This window comes from Mycobacterium syngnathidarum (assembly GCF_001942625.1).
Classification (GTDB): Bacteria; Actinomycetota; Actinomycetes; order Mycobacteriales; family Mycobacteriaceae; genus Mycobacterium; species Mycobacterium syngnathidarum.
Map to the genome: position 1 here is coordinate 215,336 of NZ_MLCL01000086.1, position 16,814 is coordinate 232,149.

The 16,814-nt window shown below is 67.2% G+C and carries 15 protein-coding genes and 1 pseudogene; 10 read left to right on the plus strand and 6 right to left on the minus strand.

The genetic code is table 11. The features are described from left to right. The first annotated feature begins 28 nt into the window (after positions 1-28). Complete coding sequence (locus tag BKG60_RS25155) at positions 29-1,906, plus strand: alpha/beta hydrolase family protein (RefSeq protein ID WP_239251592.1); 1,878 nt, start codon at positions 29-31, stop codon at positions 1,904-1,906. On the opposite strand, the gene BKG60_RS25160 is transcribed toward BKG60_RS25155, so the two are convergent. After that, complete coding sequence (locus BKG60_RS25160; protein ID WP_070943530.1) at positions 1,903-2,496, minus strand: SACE_7040 family transcriptional regulator; 594 nt, start codon at positions 2,494-2,496, stop codon at positions 1,903-1,905. The two genes, BKG60_RS25155 and BKG60_RS25160, sit on opposite strands and share 4 nt — an antisense overlap. Before the next feature lie 71 nt (positions 2,497-2,567). Between BKG60_RS25160 and BKG60_RS25165 the strand changes: the two genes are divergently transcribed. From BKG60_RS25165 to BKG60_RS25200, 8 genes are all read left to right on the plus strand, one after another. Further along, positions 2,568-4,121: a carboxyl transferase domain-containing protein gene (locus tag BKG60_RS25165; protein WP_070186062.1), complete on the plus strand. Its 1,554-nt coding sequence runs from the start codon at positions 2,568-2,570 to the stop codon at positions 4,119-4,121. A 2-nt stretch (positions 4,122-4,123) separates the two neighbouring features. Beyond that, positions 4,124-6,133, plus strand: coding sequence for an acetyl-CoA carboxylase biotin carboxylase subunit (locus BKG60_RS25170; RefSeq protein ID WP_070943578.1), 2,010 nt, complete (start codon positions 4,124-4,126; stop codon positions 6,131-6,133). Further along, positions 6,130-7,293 carry an acyl-CoA dehydrogenase family protein gene (locus BKG60_RS25175; protein ID WP_070943529.1) on the plus strand — a complete coding sequence of 388 codons (1,164 nt, stop codon included), beginning with the start codon at positions 6,130-6,132 and terminating at the stop codon, positions 7,291-7,293. Before BKG60_RS25170 ends, BKG60_RS25175 begins: the two co-directional genes overlap by 4 nt. Beyond that, the gene (locus tag BKG60_RS25180; protein ID WP_070943528.1) at positions 7,290-7,781 is read left to right on the plus strand and encodes a MaoC family dehydratase; all 492 of its coding nucleotides are present in this window, start codon (positions 7,290-7,292) and stop codon (positions 7,779-7,781) included. The genes BKG60_RS25175 and BKG60_RS25180 overlap by 4 nt, the downstream gene beginning before the upstream one ends. Further along, a complete protein-coding gene (locus tag BKG60_RS25185) occupies positions 7,781-8,587 on the plus strand; it encodes an HpcH/HpaI aldolase/citrate lyase family protein (protein WP_070943527.1) in 807 nt (268 codons plus the stop codon). Before BKG60_RS25180 ends, BKG60_RS25185 begins: the two co-directional genes overlap by 1 nt. Positions 8,588-8,831: 244 nt before the next feature. Then, positions 8,832-9,935 (plus strand): pyruvate dehydrogenase (acetyl-transferring) E1 component subunit alpha, encoded by a 1,104-nt coding sequence (gene pdhA / locus BKG60_RS25190; RefSeq protein ID WP_070943526.1) that lies wholly within the window; start codon positions 8,832-8,834, stop codon positions 9,933-9,935. Positions 9,936-9,940: 5 nt separating this feature from the next. Continuing rightward, positions 9,941-11,026 carry an alpha-ketoacid dehydrogenase subunit beta gene (locus BKG60_RS25195; RefSeq protein ID WP_070186076.1) on the plus strand — a complete coding sequence of 362 codons (1,086 nt, stop codon included), beginning with the start codon at positions 9,941-9,943 and terminating at the stop codon, positions 11,024-11,026. Continuing rightward, on the plus strand, positions 11,023-12,207 hold the full coding sequence (locus BKG60_RS25200; RefSeq protein ID WP_070186067.1) for a dihydrolipoamide acetyltransferase family protein: 1,185 nt from the start codon (positions 11,023-11,025) through the stop codon (positions 12,205-12,207). Before BKG60_RS25195 ends, BKG60_RS25200 begins: the two co-directional genes overlap by 4 nt. 11 nt (positions 12,208-12,218) lie before the next feature. On the opposite strand, the gene BKG60_RS25205 is transcribed toward BKG60_RS25200, so the two are convergent. From BKG60_RS25205 to BKG60_RS25225, 5 genes and pseudogenes are all read right to left on the minus strand, one after another. Continuing rightward, positions 12,219-12,971, minus strand: coding sequence for an enoyl-CoA hydratase (locus tag BKG60_RS25205; protein ID WP_070943525.1), 753 nt, complete (start codon positions 12,969-12,971; stop codon positions 12,219-12,221). A gap of 134 nt (positions 12,972-13,105) precedes the next feature. Next, positions 13,106-13,423: a hypothetical protein gene (locus BKG60_RS25210; protein WP_083284058.1), complete on the minus strand. Its 318-nt coding sequence runs from the start codon at positions 13,421-13,423 to the stop codon at positions 13,106-13,108. A 183-nt stretch (positions 13,424-13,606) separates the two neighbouring features. Next, positions 13,607-14,284 (minus strand): hypothetical protein, encoded by a 678-nt coding sequence (locus BKG60_RS25215; protein ID WP_070943577.1) that lies wholly within the window; start codon positions 14,282-14,284, stop codon positions 13,607-13,609. A gap of 73 nt (positions 14,285-14,357) precedes the next feature. After that, a pseudogene (locus BKG60_RS25220) lies at positions 14,358-15,049 on the minus strand (MspA family porin). A 90-nt stretch (positions 15,050-15,139) separates the two neighbouring features. Beyond that, entirely contained in the window at positions 15,140-15,835 is a 696-nt protein-coding gene (locus BKG60_RS25225; protein ID WP_070943524.1) for an MspA family porin, read from the minus strand. A gap of 383 nt (positions 15,836-16,218) precedes the next feature. Between BKG60_RS25225 and BKG60_RS25230 the strand changes: the two genes are divergently transcribed. Next, a complete protein-coding gene (locus BKG60_RS25230) occupies positions 16,219-16,791 on the plus strand; it encodes a hypothetical protein (protein ID WP_234998229.1) in 573 nt (190 codons plus the stop codon). Positions 16,792-16,814 lie beyond the last annotated feature (23 nt).

Here is a 16,814-nt window from a genome sequence, read left to right on the forward strand (position 1 = left end):
ATGAGAGATGCTGAAGGGAACTGCGGAAGTGACGGGAGGACGCGAGGTGGCCGTAGACCGGCATGTGCGGGTGAACTACGGCGCGTCGTTGTCACCGGACGCGACCGCGTTTGCCCATTTGGTCGACGACGGCGGCTATCCGCGCGCGGTGCAGAGGTTCCTGCGCGGATGGCGGGCCAGTTCCTCACGCGACGTCGAGCTGCCAGTGGTCGGGCCAGTGACGAAAGTCATTCATTCGGCCGACGGTCACTGGCTGGCCTGCCAGGTGGCCCCCGAAGGCGGGACACGCAGCCAGATCTGGGTGGTGACCACCGATCCCGACGACCGCGACGCCCGCCGCATCGACTATTGGCCGGCCGACGCCGAGGGCACCGCCGAGCTGATCGGTTGGGACGGCACCCAGGTCGCGGCGATCCTCACCGGTGAGGACGGGGTCGGTAGCTCGTGTCTGATCGATCCGGCCACCGGGGACACCCTGGTGCTCGACCGGCGCTCGGGCGGTCGACTGGTCGATGCGTGGGCGGGCGCCTCGCTGGTGCGGGTGGGTCCGCGTGGCTACCAGGAGCTCATCATGTTGTGGGGGCTCACCGAAATCGCGCTGCTGCCATCGGATCCCGGTTCGGTCACCGACGCGGGCGTGATCCTCGACGATCACACGCCGCGCCGGCTGCGCAGCGGACTCGACGGTGAGACCGCGCTTTACTACCCGGCGAGCACCTACGGACCCAACAGCACCGAGGGTTTTGTGCGGGCCCTGATCCGCAGTGACAACGGCGCTGCCCATGCCAGGTTGCTGGAGGTCACCGTCACGGCCGAGGGCGTGACGTATCACGTCGTCGCCGAACGTGCCGGTTACGAACTCGACGAGTTCGTGGTGAGTGACGATCTGTCGACGGTCGCGCTGTTGTGGAACATCGACGGCCGCAGTGAGCTGCAGATCCTGGAGTACGCCGACGAGACGCTGTCGGTGCCGGTCCCGCTGCCCGGCCCGGTTGCCGGCGAGCTGACCATCAGTGCGGGCGGGTCCATGGTGGCGATGACCGTGCAAGGGCCGTCATTGCCACGCACCGTCGAACTCGTCGATCCGCGGTCGCTGGAATGGGAGCGGATCGACCGGGAGCCCAGCCGCGGGCCGCTCACGTCGTTGCCCACCCTGGAGCGGATCACCGCGCGCGACGGGCTCGAGCTCACCGGGTGGTTGTACCGGCCGCAGGACGAGGTGGTGGGCGCAGTGATGTTCTTGCATGGCGGCCCGGAGGGACAGGCGCGGCCCGAATACAACGAGATCTTCCCGGCGCTGCTGGATGTGGGTTTTGCGGTGTTGACGCCGAACGTGCGCGGCTCGGGCGGGTTCGGTCGGGCATTCGTACACGCCGATGACAAGGAGTTGCGCTTCGCCGCGATCGACGATGTCGCCGACTGTGCGCGGTACCTGGTGGACCGCGGCATCGCACCGGCCGACCGGCTGGCCTGCACCGGATGGTCGTACGGCGGCTATCTGACCCAGGCGGCCTTGGCATTTCACCCGGAACTGTTCGTGGCCGGCATCAGTATCTGCGGGATGAGCGACCTGAACAGCTTCTACCACACCACCGAGCCGTGGATAGCTGCGGCGTCCTACCCCGAGTACGGCCACCCGGTGGCGGATCATGATCTGCTGGAACGCCTTTCGCCCCTGTCGAGGGCGGACCAGGTGATCGCGCCACTGTTGCTGGTGCACGGCGGCAACGACACGAATGTGCCGCCCGGCGAGTCGCGTCAGATGTTTGACGCGCTCACAGCGCTGGGACGGACCGTCGAACTGCTCATCTTCGACGACGACGGGCATGAGATCGTCAAACGAGAGAACCGCGCGACGCTGGTCGATGCCGCGACCCGCTGGTTGTCCAAGGCGTTCGGCGTCTAGCCGGAGGTCAGTGCCGCCAGCGTCATCCGGCGCAGCACCGCACGTGAATGTGTCTTGGGTGCAGCGGGTCTCACGCTGTACGGGGTTGAGTTCAGCAGGCCGAACGCGGCATGCGCCATCACCCGGGCGTCCTCCTCGGCGAGGTCTGGATCGAGCCGGGTCAGAACCGTCACCCAGATTTCCACGTACTGCCGCTGGGCGCGGCGCACCTGTCGTCTGGCGGTGTCGGGCAGGTGGGCCAGGTCGCGGTCCTGGATGCGGATCAGGTCGGATTCGCCGAACACGAAGTCGAGGTGGAAGTCCACCAGGTCGTTCAACGTGTCGGCCGGGTGCTCGCCGGCGGCGATGACTTCCTGTGCCCCGGCGAGCAGGCGGGTACTGATCCCGACGAGCAGCTCGACCAGCAGCGCTTCCTTGTTGGGGAAGTGCCGGTAGATGGCGGGCCCGCTGATGCCGACGGCCGCGCCGATGTCTTCCAGCCGCACTGCGAGGTAACCCCGTTCGGCCACAAGCCGTTCGGCGGCGGCGATCAGCTGGCTGCGGCGGTCGGATTTGGCCTTGCTGCGACGGGTGACGGCGCTGTCGGGCATGGCGCCTCCGGAGGGTAGACAACTCAGTTAATGAAAACTAACCTATCACGAGTTAGTTGTCATTAACCGAAATGGGAGCTGCCTTGTCATCGCACCGCGACGAGCATCTGGCGCTGGTCGAGCAGCTGCGCGCCAAGCTCGCCACCGCCGCCCTCGGCGGCCCCGAGCGGGCCCGTCAACGTCACGTCGACCGAGGCAAGTTGCTGCCCCGCGACCGCGTCGACGGCCTGCTGGACCCGGGCAGCCCGTTCCTGGAGATCGCCGCCCTGGCCGCCGACGGGATGTACGACGACGAATGCCCCGGCGCGGGGATGATCGCCGGCATCGGCCGGGTCTCGGGCCGGGAATGCCTGATCATCGCCAACGACGCCACGGTCAAGGGCGGCACCTACTACCCGGTGACGGTGAAGAAGCACCTGCGGGCGCAGGAGATCGCACTGCAGAACAAGCTGCCGTGCATCTACCTCGTCGACTCCGGTGGTGCATTCCTGCCGCGCCAGGACGAGGTGTTCCCCGACCGTGAGCACTTCGGCCGGATCTTCTACAACCAGGCCACCATGAGCGCACAGGGCATCGCGCAGATCGCCGCGGTGCTCGGCTCGTGCACCGCCGGCGGGGCCTACGTGCCAGCGATGAGCGACGAGGCTGTGATCGTGCGCAACCAGGGCACCATCTTCCTCGGCGGCCCGCCACTGGTGAAGGCCGCCACCGGCGAGGTCGTCACCGCCGAGGAACTCGGCGGCGGGGACCTGCACTCCAAGACCTCTGGTGTCACCGACCACCTGGCCCACGACGACCGCGACGCGCTGCGGATCGTGCGCAACATCGTCGCCACCCTGGGTCCGGCCGAAGCGCCGCCGTGGGCGGTGGCGCCGACCGTCGACGCCACCGCCGATCAGGCCGAGCTCTACGACGTGGTGCCGGTCGACGCCCGGGTGCCGTATGACGTGCACGAGGTGATCAGCCGGATCGTCGACGGCGGCGAGTTCAACGAATTCAAGGCCGAGTACGGCACCACCTTGGTCACCGGGTTCGCCCGCATTCATGGCCACCCGGTCGGCATCGTCGCCAACAACGGTGTGCTGTTCGGCGAATCCGCGCTCAAGGGAGCCCATTTCATCGAGCTGTGCGACAAGCGCAAGACACCGCTGCTGTTCCTGCAGAACATCGCCGGGTTCATGGTGGGCCGCGACTACGAGGCCTCGGGCATCGCCAAGCACGGGGCCAAGATGGTCACCGCGGTGGCCTGCGCCCGGGTGCCGAAGCTGACCGTGGTGATCGGCGGCTCCTACGGCGCGGGCAACTACTCGATGTGCGGGCGCGCGTATTCGCCTCGGTTCCTGTGGATGTGGCCCAATGCGCGCATCTCGGTGATGGGCGGTGAGCAGGCCGCGTCGGTGCTGGCCACCGTCCGCGGTGACATGAGCGCCGAGGAAGAAGAACAGTTCAAGGCGCCGATTCGGGCCCAGTACGAGCACCAGGGCAATCCGTACTACTCGACCGCGCGGCTCTGGGACGACGGGGTGATCGATCCTGCTGACACCAGAACTGTTCTAGGACTGGCTCTTTCGGTTGTCGGCCAGGCTCCGCTGGAGCCGGTCTCCTACGGCGTATTCCGGATGTGATGATGACTTCAAGCATGTTCGACACAGTCCTGGTTGCCAACCGCGGCGAAATCGCGGTGCGTGTCATCCGCACCTTGCGGACCATGGGCATCCGGTCGGTGGCGGTCTTCAGTGACGCCGATGCCGGGGCGCGGCACGTCCTGGAGGCTGATTCGGCCGTACACATCGGTCCTGCCGCGGCAAGACAGAGCTACCTGAGCATCGATGCGGTGGTTTCGGCCGCACGGAGTTCCGGTGCGCAGGCCGTACACCCCGGCTACGGATTCCTTTCCGAGAACGCCGAGTTCGCTGCCGCGCTGCAGGCGGCGGGCATCGTGTTCATCGGGCCGCCGGCCGCGGCGATCGCCACGATGGGCGACAAGATCGCCGCCAAGGCCGCGGTGTCGGCGTTCGGCGTCCCTGTCGTGCCCGGGATCTCGCGTCCGGGCCTGACCGATGACGAGTTGATCGCCGGGGCGCCCGAGGTCGGTTTCCCGGTTTTGGTCAAGCCGTCGGCTGGTGGCGGCGGCAAGGGCATGCGGGTGGTCGAGCGGGCCGCCGATCTGCCTGCCGCGTTGACCAGTGCCCGACGTGAAGCCGCCGCCGCATTCGGCGACGACACCCTGTTCCTGGAGCGATTCGTGTTGCGGCCCCGCCATATCGAGGTGCAGGTGCTCGCCGACACCCACGGCAACGTGATCCACCTCGGCGAGCGGGAGTGCAGCCTGCAGCGCCGCCACCAGAAGGTCATCGAGGAGGCGCCGTCACCCCTGTTGGACCCGGCCACCCGGGCGCGTATCGGTGCGGCTGCCTGCGATACGGCGCGTAGTGTCGATTACACGGGCGCGGGCACCGTGGAATTCATCGTGTCCGCCGATGCACCCGACGAGTTCTTCTTCATGGAGATGAACACCCGGCTTCAGGTCGAACACCCGGTCACCGAGATGGTCACCGGCGTCGACCTGGTGCAGCAGCAGGTTCTGATCGCGGCCGGCGAGAAGCTCGCGATCGGCCAGGATGACATCGTCATGACCGGCCATGCCGTCGAGGCCCGCGTCTACGCCGAGGATCCCGCCAACGGCTTCCTGCCCACCGGCGGTCCGGTTCTCGGGCTGCGCGAGCCCGGCGGGCCCGGGGTGCGGGTGGACTCCGGGCTTCTCGCGGGCACGGTCGTCGGCAGCGACTACGACCCGATGCTGTCGAAGGTGATTGCTCACGGCGCCGACCGGACCGCGGCATTGCACAAGCTGGATCGCGCGCTGGCCGACACCGCGGTTCTGGGGTTGACCACCAACACCGAGTTCCTGCGTTTCCTGCTGGCCGATCCCGATGTGGCGGCGGGCCGATTGGACACGGGGCTGCTGGACCGTCGCGCACCGGATTTCGCGCCGTCGCCGCTCGGCGACGGTGAGCTGATCGCGGCCGCGGCCTATCAGTGGATCAGCAACTGGGAGCAGGCCGGTGACGATCTGTGGGCCAGGCCGACAGGCTGGCGGGTGGGGGAGCGCGCCCCGGCCGCATTCCGGTTGCGGGCCGGTGACCGCACCGACCACGTCTACCTCACCGGGACCCCAAACCAGGCCACGGCGACCGTCGAGAACGGCGAAACCCACACGGTGAGCGCCTCTTTCGCCGGCGGCCGATTCACCGTGACGCTCGACGGTATGCGCACCGAGTATCTGGTCGCCGCCCAGCTGAGTGGGGGCGTCGGGCAGCTCTGGCTCTGCGGAGCCGGACGCAGCTACCTCGTCGAGGAGGTCCGCGAGGCGCCGGTGCGCCCAGACGACGAGCACAGCGGCGATGCCGAACTCCTCAGCCCGATGCCGGGATCGGTCGTCGCGGTGGGAGTCGAGAACGGTACCGAGGTGGCGGCAGGCACCACGGTGGTCACCGTCGAGGCGATGAAGATGGAGCACGCCCTGACCGCACCCACCGATGGTGTGGCCGAACTACTCGTCGCCGTCGGCGACCAGGTCAAGGTGGGTCAGCTGCTGGCCCGAATCACCGTTGCAACACAGGAGAGCGAGCAATGACGGACTTTCTGTCCACCGGCACCCTGCCGGACCACTACGCGGAGCTGGCCAAGACCGTCCGCGACTTCGCCCAGAGCGTGGTCGCTCCGGTGGCCGCCAAACACGATGAGGAACACTCGTTCCCGTACGAGGTCGTCGCCGGCATGGCCGACATGGGGCTGTTCGGTCTGCCGTTCCCCGAGGAATACGGCGGGATGGGCGGCGACTACTTCGCGCTGTGCCTGGCCCTGGAGGAACTCGGCAAGGTCGACCAGAGCGTGGCCATCACGCTGGAGGCCGGGGTGTCACTGGGCGCGATGCCGGTCTACCGCTTCGGTGACGACGCCCAGAAGCAGGAGTGGTTGCCACTGCTGGCCAGCGGCAAGGCCCTGGGCGCTTTCGGTCTGACCGAAGCCGGCGGCGGCAGCGACGCCGGTGCCACCAAGACCACCGCCAAGATGGACGACGGCCACTGGGTAATCAATGGCTCCAAGCAGTTCATCACCAACTCCGGCACCGACATCACCAAGCTCGTCACGGTCACCGCGGTGACCGGCGAGCGCGAAGGCGGCAAGAAAGAGATCTCGTCGATCCTGGTGCCGGTGCCCACCGAAGGGTTCACCGCAGAACCGGCCTACAACAAGGTCGGCTGGAACGCCTCGGACACCCACCCGCTCAGTTTCGACGATGTGCGGGTGCCGGCCGAGAACCTGCTCGGCGAGCGGGGCCGCGGCTACGCCAACTTCCTGCGCATCCTCGACGAGGGCCGGATCGCCATCGCGGCGCTGTCGGTCGGCGTGGCCCAGGGGTGTGTGGACGAATGTGTGAAGTACGCCAAGGAACGTCAGGCCTTCGGCGCCGCCATCGGCACCTACCAGGCCATCGCGTTCAAGATCGCGCGCATGGAGGCGCGTGCGCACACGGCCCGCGCGGCCTACTACGACGCAGCCGCACTGATGCTGTCGGGCAAGCCGTTCAAGAAGGCGGCCTCGGTGGCCAAGCTGGTCTCCAGCGAGGCCGCGATGGACAACGCCCGCGACGCCACCCAGATCTTCGGTGGCTACGGGTTCATGAACGAATACCCGGTTGCGCGTCATTACCGGGACAGCAAGATCCTCGAAATCGGTGAGGGGACAACCGAAGTGCAGCTGATGCTGATCGCGCGGGAGGCGGGTCTGTGACCTCTGAGAAGAAAGTCATCGAGCAGCGCGGCCTCTGGTTCGAGGAGTTCGAGATCGGTGTGCGTTACCTGCACCGGCCCGGGCGCACCATCACCGAAGCCGACAACGTGCTGTTCACCACGCTGACCATGAACACCCAGGCGCTGCACCTGGATGCGGCGTTCTCCGATGCCTTGCCGCCGTTCAACGCGCGGTTGGTGAATTCGATGTTCACGCTGTCGACGCTGGTCGGCCTGTCGGTGGCACAGCTGACCCAGGGCACCATCGTCGGCAACCTCGGATTTTCCGAGATCGCTTTCCCCAAGCCGCTTTTCCACGGTGACACGCTGTACGCGGAAACCGAGATCACCGAGAAGCGAGTGTCCAAGAGTCGGCCCGGGGAGGGCATCGTCACCTTCGCCCACACCGGCCGCAATCAGCACGGCGACATCGTGGCCACGGCGTCGCGCAAGACCATGGTGCGGATGCGTCCGGAGGGGGAATCCTGATGGCACTCCAGGCACCGGGGCCGGGCTGGTTGTTCTGCCCGGCAGACCGTCCCGAGCGGTTCGAAAAAGCCGCGGCAGCAGCAGATGTGGTGATCCTCGACCTCGAGGACGGATGCGCGGCCAAGGACCGGCCGGCCGCCCGCCAGGCCCTGATCGACACCCCGCTGGACCCGGCCCGCACCGTCGTGCGGGTCAACCCGGCCAGCACCGCCGACCACGAATTGGACCTGAAGGCGGTGGCCGCCACCGGCTACACCACGGTGATGCTCGCCAAGACCGAGCATGCCGATCAGGTGCGCGCCCTGGCGCCGCTGGATGTCGTGGTGCTGGTCGAGACCCCGCTGGCCGCACTGAACGTGGTGGAGCTGGTGCAGCCCGACAACGCCTTCGCGGTGATGTGGGGGGCCGAGGACCTGTTCGCGGTCACCGGTGGCACCGCCAACCGCTGGCCCGACGGCACGTACCGCGATGTCGCCCAGCATGTGCGGTCGCAGACCCTGCTGGCCGCCAAGGCCTACGGGAAGCTCGCGTTGGATTCGGTGTACCTCGACATCAAAGATCTCGACGGCCTGCGGGCCGAGGCCGATGACGCGGTCGCCGTCGGTTTCGACGCCAAGGTGGCGATCCACCCGACGCAGGTCGCCGTCGTGCGGTCGGCCTATGCGCCTACCGAGGAGCAGATCGTCTGGGCGCGGGCCGTGCTCGACCGGGTGGCGACAGAACGAGGGGTCTTCCAGCACGACGGACTGATGGTCGACGCTCCGGTGCTGCGACGGGCCGAGCGGATCGTCGCGCTGGCTCCGTAGATCCTGCTCGCGCGTAGCCGACACGCGTCCGATCCGTGACCCACGATGAACCCGGTCGCCTCGGTTCGAAGCGCATAATGGCGATATGCCCCAGTGCTGCGACGGGCCGAGCGGATCGTCTGACTAGCGCCATATCCAGGCATTAGCCGGAGGCCTCTCACCAGGGGTTTTGCTCGTACTGCCGTTGCGCTGAGCACCTCATGGACTGGCGGCGCAACATGCCGCCACCCGAGAAGGAGGCGGTATGGCTGGGTTATCTGCAGAGCCGGCCCCGGTGCGTTCGAGGGTCGATCTGGATCCGGTGCGTCTGGTCGACGCCGACGGGTCGCCCACCGACGAGACGCGATACAGCCGCGATCTGCCGCCCGAAACGCTCGGTTGGCTCTACGAATCTATGGTCGTCACCCGCGATCTGGACGCCGAGTTCGTGAATCTGCAGCGCCAGGGTGAGCTGGCGCTCTACGCCTCGTGCCGCGGCCAGGAGGCGGCCCAGATCGGCGCTACCGCCTGCCTCCGCAAGACCGACTGGTTGTTCCCGCAGTACCGCGAGATCGGGGCGTTCCTGCTGCGCGGGATCACCCCGGGCCAGATGGGTGCGGTGTGGCGGGGTCAATGGCACGGCGGTCGCGAGTTCACCAGCCGCTGCGTCGCCCCGATTGCGATTCCCATCGGCACCCACGGGCTGCATGCCGTCGGGGCCGCGATGGCCGCACAGCGGCTCGGCGAGGACTCGGTGACCGTCGCGTTTCTCGGCGACGGCGCCACCAGTGAGGGCGACGTGCACGAAGCGCTGAACTTCGCCTCGGTGTTCGGCGTGCCGTGCGTGTTCTTCGTGCAGAACAACCAGTGGGCGATCTCGGTGCCGGTCAGCAGGCAGCAATCCGGACCGTCGATCGCACACCGGGCCATCGGGTATGGCATGCCGGGGATCCGCGTCGACGGCAACGATGTCCTGGCCTGCTACGCGGTCATGGTCGAGGCCGCCGAACGCGCCCGCTCCGGCGCGGGCCCCACGCTCATCGAGGCCGTCACCTACCGGATGGGGCCGCACACCACCTCCGACGACCCCACCCGCTATCGGTCTGCCGACGAGGTAGACGAGTGGCGTTCCCGCGACCCGATCGCGCGGTATCGGACCTATCTGCACAACGCCGGCCTGCTCGATGAACGACTGGAGCAACGGGTCGAAGCGCGTTCTCGGCGGCTGTGCGCCCAGGTACGAGAGGCGCTGGTAGGGGCGGCGGATCCGGATCCGGCCGAACTGTTCGACACCGTATATGCCGAGATCACCCCGGATTTGGTACGCCAACGCGAGGCGTTGTCGGCCGAACTGGCGAAGGAGGCGTGAGGTTCATGACCCAGATCATCGATCGTCCTGCCGCTCAAGGTGATTCGCCAGACCCATGGGAACCGATACTGGCTCCGGTCACCACGCCTGTGTCGCCGGGTTCGGTACCGGTGGCCGCCGAACTGACCATGGTGGCGGCCATCAACCGGGCACTACACGACGCGATGGCCGTCGACGAACGCGTACTGGTGTTCGGTGAGGACGTCGCCACCCTGGGCGGGGTCTTCCGGGTTACCGACGGACTGTCCGAGACCTTCGGCTCGGAAAGATGTTTCGACACCCCGCTGGCCGAATCGGCCATCATCGGGATGGCCGTCGGCCTGGCGATCCGCGGATTCACCCCGGTGCCGGAGATCCAGTTCGACGGGTTCAGCTATCCGGCCTTCGACCAGATCGTCAGTCACCTGGCCAAGTACCGGATGCGCACCCACGGCGACATCAACATGGGTGTGACGGTGCGAATCCCGTCGTTCGGCGGTATCGGTGCGGTCGAACACCATTCGGAGTCCACCGAGTCGTACTGGCTGCACACCGCGGGACTGAAGGTGGTCGCACCATCGACCCCGTCCGATGCGTACTGGCTGCTGCGGTATTCGATCAGCAGCGCCGACCCGGTGATATTCCTGGAGCCCAAGCGACGTTACTGGACTCGTGAACTCGTCGACACCACGGCGCCGGCGCCACCGCTCGGCCGGGCGGCGCTGCGGCGGAAAGGAACCGACCTCACGCTCATCACCTACGGCGGCCTGGTGGCCACGGCGCTCAACGCCTCGGATCTGGCGGCCGAGCAGGGCTGGAGCCTCGAGGTCGTCGATCTGCGCTCACTCAACCCGCTCGATTTCGACACGGTTGCGGCGTCGGTGCGGCGGACGGGCCGAGCCGTCGTGATGCATGAGGGGCCTAAAACCCTGGGCTTCGGCGCCGAACTGGCGGCCCGGATCTCCGAGGAATGCTTCTACGACCTTGAGGCACCGGTATTGCGTGCCACTGGCTTCGACACTCCCTACCCACCGGCTCGGTTGGAGAAGGTGTGGCTGCCCGGCGTCGATCGCGTGCTCGACTGCGTCGAGCGTGCGATGGTGCAGCCGTGAACCGGGAATTCCTGGTCCCCGACCTCGGTGAGGGCCTGGCGGACGCCACCATCACCAGTTGGAGCGTTGCGGTGGGCGACAGCGTCGAGCTCAATCAGACGCTGTGCACGGTAGAGACCAACAAGGCCGAGGTGGAGATCCCGAGTCCGTTCGCCGGCCAGGTGCTCGAGCTCGGCGGCAAGGCGGGGGATACCTTGACCGTCGGGTCACTGCTGGTCCGGATCGACACCAGCGAGCCGGCCGCGAAACCGACTGAGACGGTGAAAAATGGTGCAGTCCATGGCAAGTCGGTGCTGGTCGGATACGGCACGGACGACACCATGGATGCCAGCAGGCGGGCGGCGACCGAGAGTCCGCGGGCCCGGGCCAAACCTGCGGTGCGGAAGCTGGCCGCCGACCTGCATATCGACCTTCAGCAGGTGGCGCCCGGATCCGGACCCGAGGGCATCGTCACACGTGACGATGTCCTGGCCGCCGCGGGCAGCCCGGACATCATCGACGTCACTGGTGTCCACGCCGCGATGGCGCGACGGATGTCGTTGTCGCGTAAGGAAATACCTGATGCCCATGCCAGGGTGGAGGTGGACTGCTCGGCACTGTTGCAGTTGTGTGAGCGCATCAAGGCCGCGGACGCCGGACTTCCTGCCACGCCGTTCGTTTTGACGCTGCGGATGCTGGTTCTGGCGCTCGGCCGGCATCCGATGTTGAATTCCACGTGGCTCGAGACCACCGAAGGCCCTCAGATTCACCGACACCCGGCCGTACATCTGGGCTTCGGTGTGGCCGCGCCGCGAGGGCTTTTGGTCCCGGTGATCCGCGACGCACACTCGAAGACCACCCGCGCATTGGCCGCAGAGGTGGCCAGGCTGATCGACCAGGCGAGAGCCGGCACGCTCGGCCCGGCTGAGCTGAGTGGCTCGACTTTCACTGTGTCGAACTTCGGCGCGCTCGGTGTGGACGACGGTGTGCCGGTGATCAACTACCCGGAGGCCGCCATTGTGGGTATGGGCTCGATGAAGCCGCGGCCGGTCGTGGTCGACGGGACGGTGGCGGCCCGGCCGACCATGTCATTGACGTGTGCGTTCGACCATCGCGTCGTCGACGGTGCGATGGCTGCCGCGTTCCTGCGTGACCTGCGATCGCTGGTCGAGGCGCCCGAACTGGCTGTGCTCGACCTTTAGCGCACAGCCGGCTATTTGCGTTTGGCGGCAGCCAAACGCTCGGCGAATTCCGGGGATTCGATGGAGCGGGCCTGCGGGCCGAGTTCGATGTCGACGGCGGCCCCATGCTGGGCGATGTCGACCGTCCCCGGATGGGCGGTGGCCCGCATCGAGGCCTTGGTGGCGATGACCACGTCGCGTGGCGCGCCGGCCGGTCCCGCGGCGAGCATACGAGCGGCGCCCACCGGATCTTCGGCGATCGACAGGGCCAACCCGTGACGCACCGCGGACTCAGCGTCGAAACGCATGCCGAACAACAGGGCCGCCCGCGCCACCTGTGGGCCGACGCCTCTCTGCAACATCCACGTCGCACCGCCGCCGGGATGAATGCCCAGCTTCTGGAACCGCGGGTCGAACAGTGCATTCGGGCCGGCGATGCGGATGTCGGCGGCCAGCGCCAGGTTCAGGCCCGCGCCTACGGCGGCGCCGTTGACCGCAGCGATCGTCGGCAGCGTGCAGTCGGCGACCGCGAGGAACCCGTCGTAGATCTTGCGCAGTCCGTCCTCGGTGGCCTCGCCGAGCGCGGTGAGGTCGGCACCGGCGCAGAACGCCTTGCCGGCACCGGTGACGATCACCGCGTGCACATCGGGGTTGGCCTCGGCGGCCTCGACCGCGGCACGGAGGGCCGCCGACATCTCGAACGTCACCGCATTGCGGCGTTCGGGATCGTTGACGGTGATGACTGCGATGTGATCGTCGACGCTGACCAACACTGAATCTGCCACCAGGTCACCCTAGCTGTTTCGGCATCCCGCCGATGGGTGTCACGCCGGAGTGGCCGCCGAGCGCGGGCGCCACTTTGGCGTGACACTCGAGGGTGTGGCGGAAGTGGGCGCAGGCGCTGTCTCGGGGCTGGGCTTCAGGAATTCGAGCCCTCGTCCGGGCACTGCACGTCCACATACACCGTCACCGAGGATTTCGGCAGGGGCGGGACTCCACGGTTGGGGTTGTGGATCGAATTGACCCGACAGCGGTCCAGCGACAATGTGCTGGTTCCGCCGACCCAGTTGATCGCCACGTTGTAGCCCTCGGAGCTCAGCGCTGAGATGGTCTGATCGGCCGGCTGTCCGCTGCCCGCGGTCGGCTCCGCAATGGCCAACGGTGCGCATCCGATGGCGATGGCCGACATGGTCATGACAAATCCGGTGAGCTTTGGATATCGCATGTACGCCGGCATCCCGACCCTCCTGGCGGTCGGATCTCATGTTGTCGCACTCACGGAAAGCGCCGCCCGCCATCCGTCAGTGTATTCCAGGTGGACATCAAGTGAACGGAAAGTTGCCAGAGTCTGTCTGGCTGATGCGGAGGGCAGAAAAAATCGGGCAGCGTCCGGGGTGGACGCTGCCCGACGGGCTCGGTGTTACGGAGCGGGGGGTGCGGGGACGGGAGGTAACGGAGCTCCCGGCGCCGGCGACGCTGCTGCCGGATCCGGGAGATTCTCACCGAGGCCCTGCGGAATATTCGTTCCCGGCGGTGGCACGGTTCCCGGAAGTGGTTCGCCGAGTTGCTCTTTGGGTACCTGGCCCAGCAGCGAGCCGCGCAGGTTTCCATTGCGGTACAACGTGTGCATCTGTCGCACCCAGTCGAGCCCGGAGATATCCGCGTTCTCCTGGCCCGGTGCGACGCCGACGATGGTGCCCTCACCGGGCGCCGACGGTTTCTCGTTCTGCGGGAAGAAGTTTCCGTTGTTGAACGCCCTGAGGTTGGGTGCCTCCGTCGGTGGTGGCACACCCGGCGCGGACGGATTTTCGTACTGCCCGAGCAGGGCGCCGGGACTCATGTCGACCCCGTTCGGGACGCCGAGCCTGCCCGGCGCGGTCTCGGTGCCGGTCTGTCCCAGAACCGACAGCCCGCCGGGACCGAGTGGTGCGCCCACCAGCGGTACCTCGGGCCCGGGTGGCGGTGGCGGCTCCGGTGCCGGTGCGGCGACCGCGGGTGCACCCGGAACCTCTGGCGGTGCCGGATCGGCGGCGGCGGTTGCCGAGCAGGCAACCGCCGCGCCGATCACGAACAGCCCGGCGGCGGCGAGGGTGGCCATCGCATTCCTGCCTGCGAATGGACTGTCCGAGTTCTCGCTCATACCTTCGTGTTTCGCTGTCACAGCCAGTCCGTCAGACTGCCTTGGTGACGCCATAGTAGGCCACCACATCGTCGGTGTCGGTGGTGGAGCTGGTCAGCGTCGCATAGGACCGCAGGAAGGACTGGCCGACGCAGCCGTCGATCTTGATGTGAACATCCTTCACGGTGACGCGCACGGGCGCGGCCTTGAACGACTTCTTGTTCACCGAGACATTGGTGACGGTTCCGGGCTTTGCGTGGATCTCGATGGTGCCCGAGATCGGCATGCTCACCCCGGTGGGGATGATGCCGGCCAGGGTCGAGCCCGAGGTGCTCAGACCGATCGACCCGATCAGGCGGACCTGTCCCAGCTCGATGCCGCAACCGATCTGGTAGCCGGTATCCAATGTGCCACCGGTCAGTGACGTGGCTCCGCTGCCGGTGACGGTGCCGGTGAAGGTGGCTCCCACCATGTACTCGCGTGACGAGGCAGCGGTGGTCAGAGGTGCCACCGGCAGCTGGCTCTCGTCTTTCGCCGAGACGGTGAGCGTCCAGCCGTCCGGGGTGGTGACGACGCCCGGCTCGGCGGATGCGACGAGTCCGTTGTCCGGTGGGGGGGGCCGGCATCGACAGGTTGTGCGGCCGGTTCCACCGGTGGCGGTGGTGGATCCGCCGACGCGAGGGGCGGCAACGCAACCGGGGCGAGCAGGCAGGCAGCAGCCAAGATGGCGAAACGATTCAACATGTGGGAACTTGTGCCTCTCGTGGGGTTCGAATCCGAGGGATCGGCGTGGTGATCAGTGCGGATCATGGTCGGTGTGTTTTCGGAGGAGGGTCAGACGACCTTGGTGACACCGAGGTAGGTGATGACGTCATCGGTGTTGTCGGTTGAGCTGGTCAGCGTCGCGTAGGTGCGGATGAACGACTGGCCGGCGCACTGATCGAACTTGATGCGGACACCCGTGATGGTGACGCGGGTGCCGGTGCCCTTGAACGACTTCTTGTCGATCGGAACGATGGTGACGGTGCCCGGCTTCAGGTACACCTTGCCCTGCAAGCTGATTCCGGTGCCGAGGCTGGCGTCGCCGGCGGAGCCGGTGAACGGAATCTTGATGCCCGGCGAGAAGCTGAGGCCGGGGTTTATCTCGGTTTCGTCGCTGACGATGCCGCAGCCGATCTGGGCGCCGGCCTCCAGTGTGCCGCCGGTGAGCTTGGTCTTGCCGCCGCCCGAGACTTTCCCGGTGAAGGTGCCGCCGACAAGGTATTCCCGGGATGACACCGCGGTGGTCAGCGGCGCGACCGGCAGCAGGGTCTCGTTGGAGCCTGCCACTGTCACGTGCCAGCCATCCGGGGTGTCCAAGACGCCGGGAGGAGAAGACGGCACCGCGCCGGTATCCGGTGGGGGCGGTGCCGGCGCGGCGGCCGCTGCAGCTGCGGCCGGGTCCGGCGGCGGATCTGCGGATGCAAGGGGCGCAATCCCTACGGGGGCCAACATGCAGACTGCAGCCAGGGGGGCAAAACGACTGAACATGCGTGAACTTGCGCCTCTCGTGGGACTGGCCCCTGTCGTCCTGCGACACGTCGTGGTCGCCAGAACCCAACGGGGCCAAGGAATCTGTCGCGACGAATCATGAACCTATTGCGTTTCGGTTCGGTGAACAATGCCCCAACAGTCGCCGCCGCATTCCCGTCCGGCTGGGGGTTCGCTCAGCTGTGAAGTTGCTGGGAAATCCCCTGTGCTGCAGCGCATTCCACAATTGAGGAAAGCGGGGCGCCAGCGGCACGCGATGGACGACGTGTGGAGGGGGCAGATTGGCAGGCTGTTCACTTTCTGGACATGTGAACCCTCAACGGTGTGGTGACTCGGAGGTACGGCGAAAGCGCCGGAACTGCCACCGACTGAAGGAGGAATCGTTGAGGTCGTTTCAGGTGTACCAGCGAGGGCTGGTATCGCTGATCGTTGCCTTCAGCATCGGTTTCGCTGCCACGCCGATGGCTGTCGCCGAACCTGGTGATGAGGCCGGTGCTCCCGGCCCCGTGCTGCCCGAGTTGCCCCCGGTGCCGGCCGCCGGTCCGGTACCGGTGCCGGTCGCCGGCACCGATGACCCCGGTGTACCTGCGGTTGCGGCCTGCTCGACGTTCGCCGACGCGCTCGATTCGGCGTCGACGTTCTACGGCGACTTCGCTGATTCGATCGAGGGTGTGGAGCGGCCCGACTACCGGGATCCGACCATCAGCACGACGAACACGAGCGGTCGGACCGCGCTGCGCGAAGCGGCCGCGTCGGCACTGAACGCTGCCGGCACGCCGGGACTGCCGCCCGATATCGCAAACCCCATGCGGGCATGGTCCTTCGGCGCCACCAAGCTGCTCTTGAAGATGGGGCTGCGCAGCGGCGGTCAGTCGCTCAATGACACCGCCACCCAACTCAACAACGATGCCACCAATGCGCAGATGGCTTGCGCCGCAGCGGGAACCCACGCCTGATGCGCGTGGTCACACCGTGCTGT

Coding starts and splice junctions, on each gene's coding strand:
- BKG60_RS25215 (WP_070943577.1), bottom strand. CDS start 14,284: ATGGCCACCCTCGCCGCCGCCGGGCTGTTCGTGATCGGCGCGGCGGTT.
- BKG60_RS25175 (WP_070943529.1), top strand. CDS start 6,130: ATGACGGACTTTCTGTCCACCGGCACCCTGCCGGACCACTACGCGGAG.
- pdhA (WP_070943526.1), top strand. CDS start 8,832: ATGGCTGGGTTATCTGCAGAGCCGGCCCCGGTGCGTTCGAGGGTCGAT.
- BKG60_RS25225 (WP_070943524.1), bottom strand. CDS start 15,835: ATGTTCAGTCGTTTTGCCCCCCTGGCTGCAGTCTGCATGTTGGCCCCC.
- BKG60_RS25195 (WP_070186076.1), top strand. CDS start 9,941: ATGACCCAGATCATCGATCGTCCTGCCGCTCAAGGTGATTCGCCAGAC.
- BKG60_RS25210 (WP_083284058.1), bottom strand. CDS start 13,423: ATGCCGGCGTACATGCGATATCCAAAGCTCACCGGATTTGTCATGACC.
- BKG60_RS25185 (WP_070943527.1), top strand. CDS start 7,781: ATGGCACTCCAGGCACCGGGGCCGGGCTGGTTGTTCTGCCCGGCAGAC.
- BKG60_RS25170 (WP_070943578.1), top strand. CDS start 4,124: ATGACTTCAAGCATGTTCGACACAGTCCTGGTTGCCAACCGCGGCGAA.
- BKG60_RS25165 (WP_070186062.1), top strand. CDS start 2,568: ATGGGAGCTGCCTTGTCATCGCACCGCGACGAGCATCTGGCGCTGGTC.
- BKG60_RS25160 (WP_070943530.1), bottom strand. CDS start 2,496: ATGCCCGACAGCGCCGTCACCCGTCGCAGCAAGGCCAAATCCGACCGC.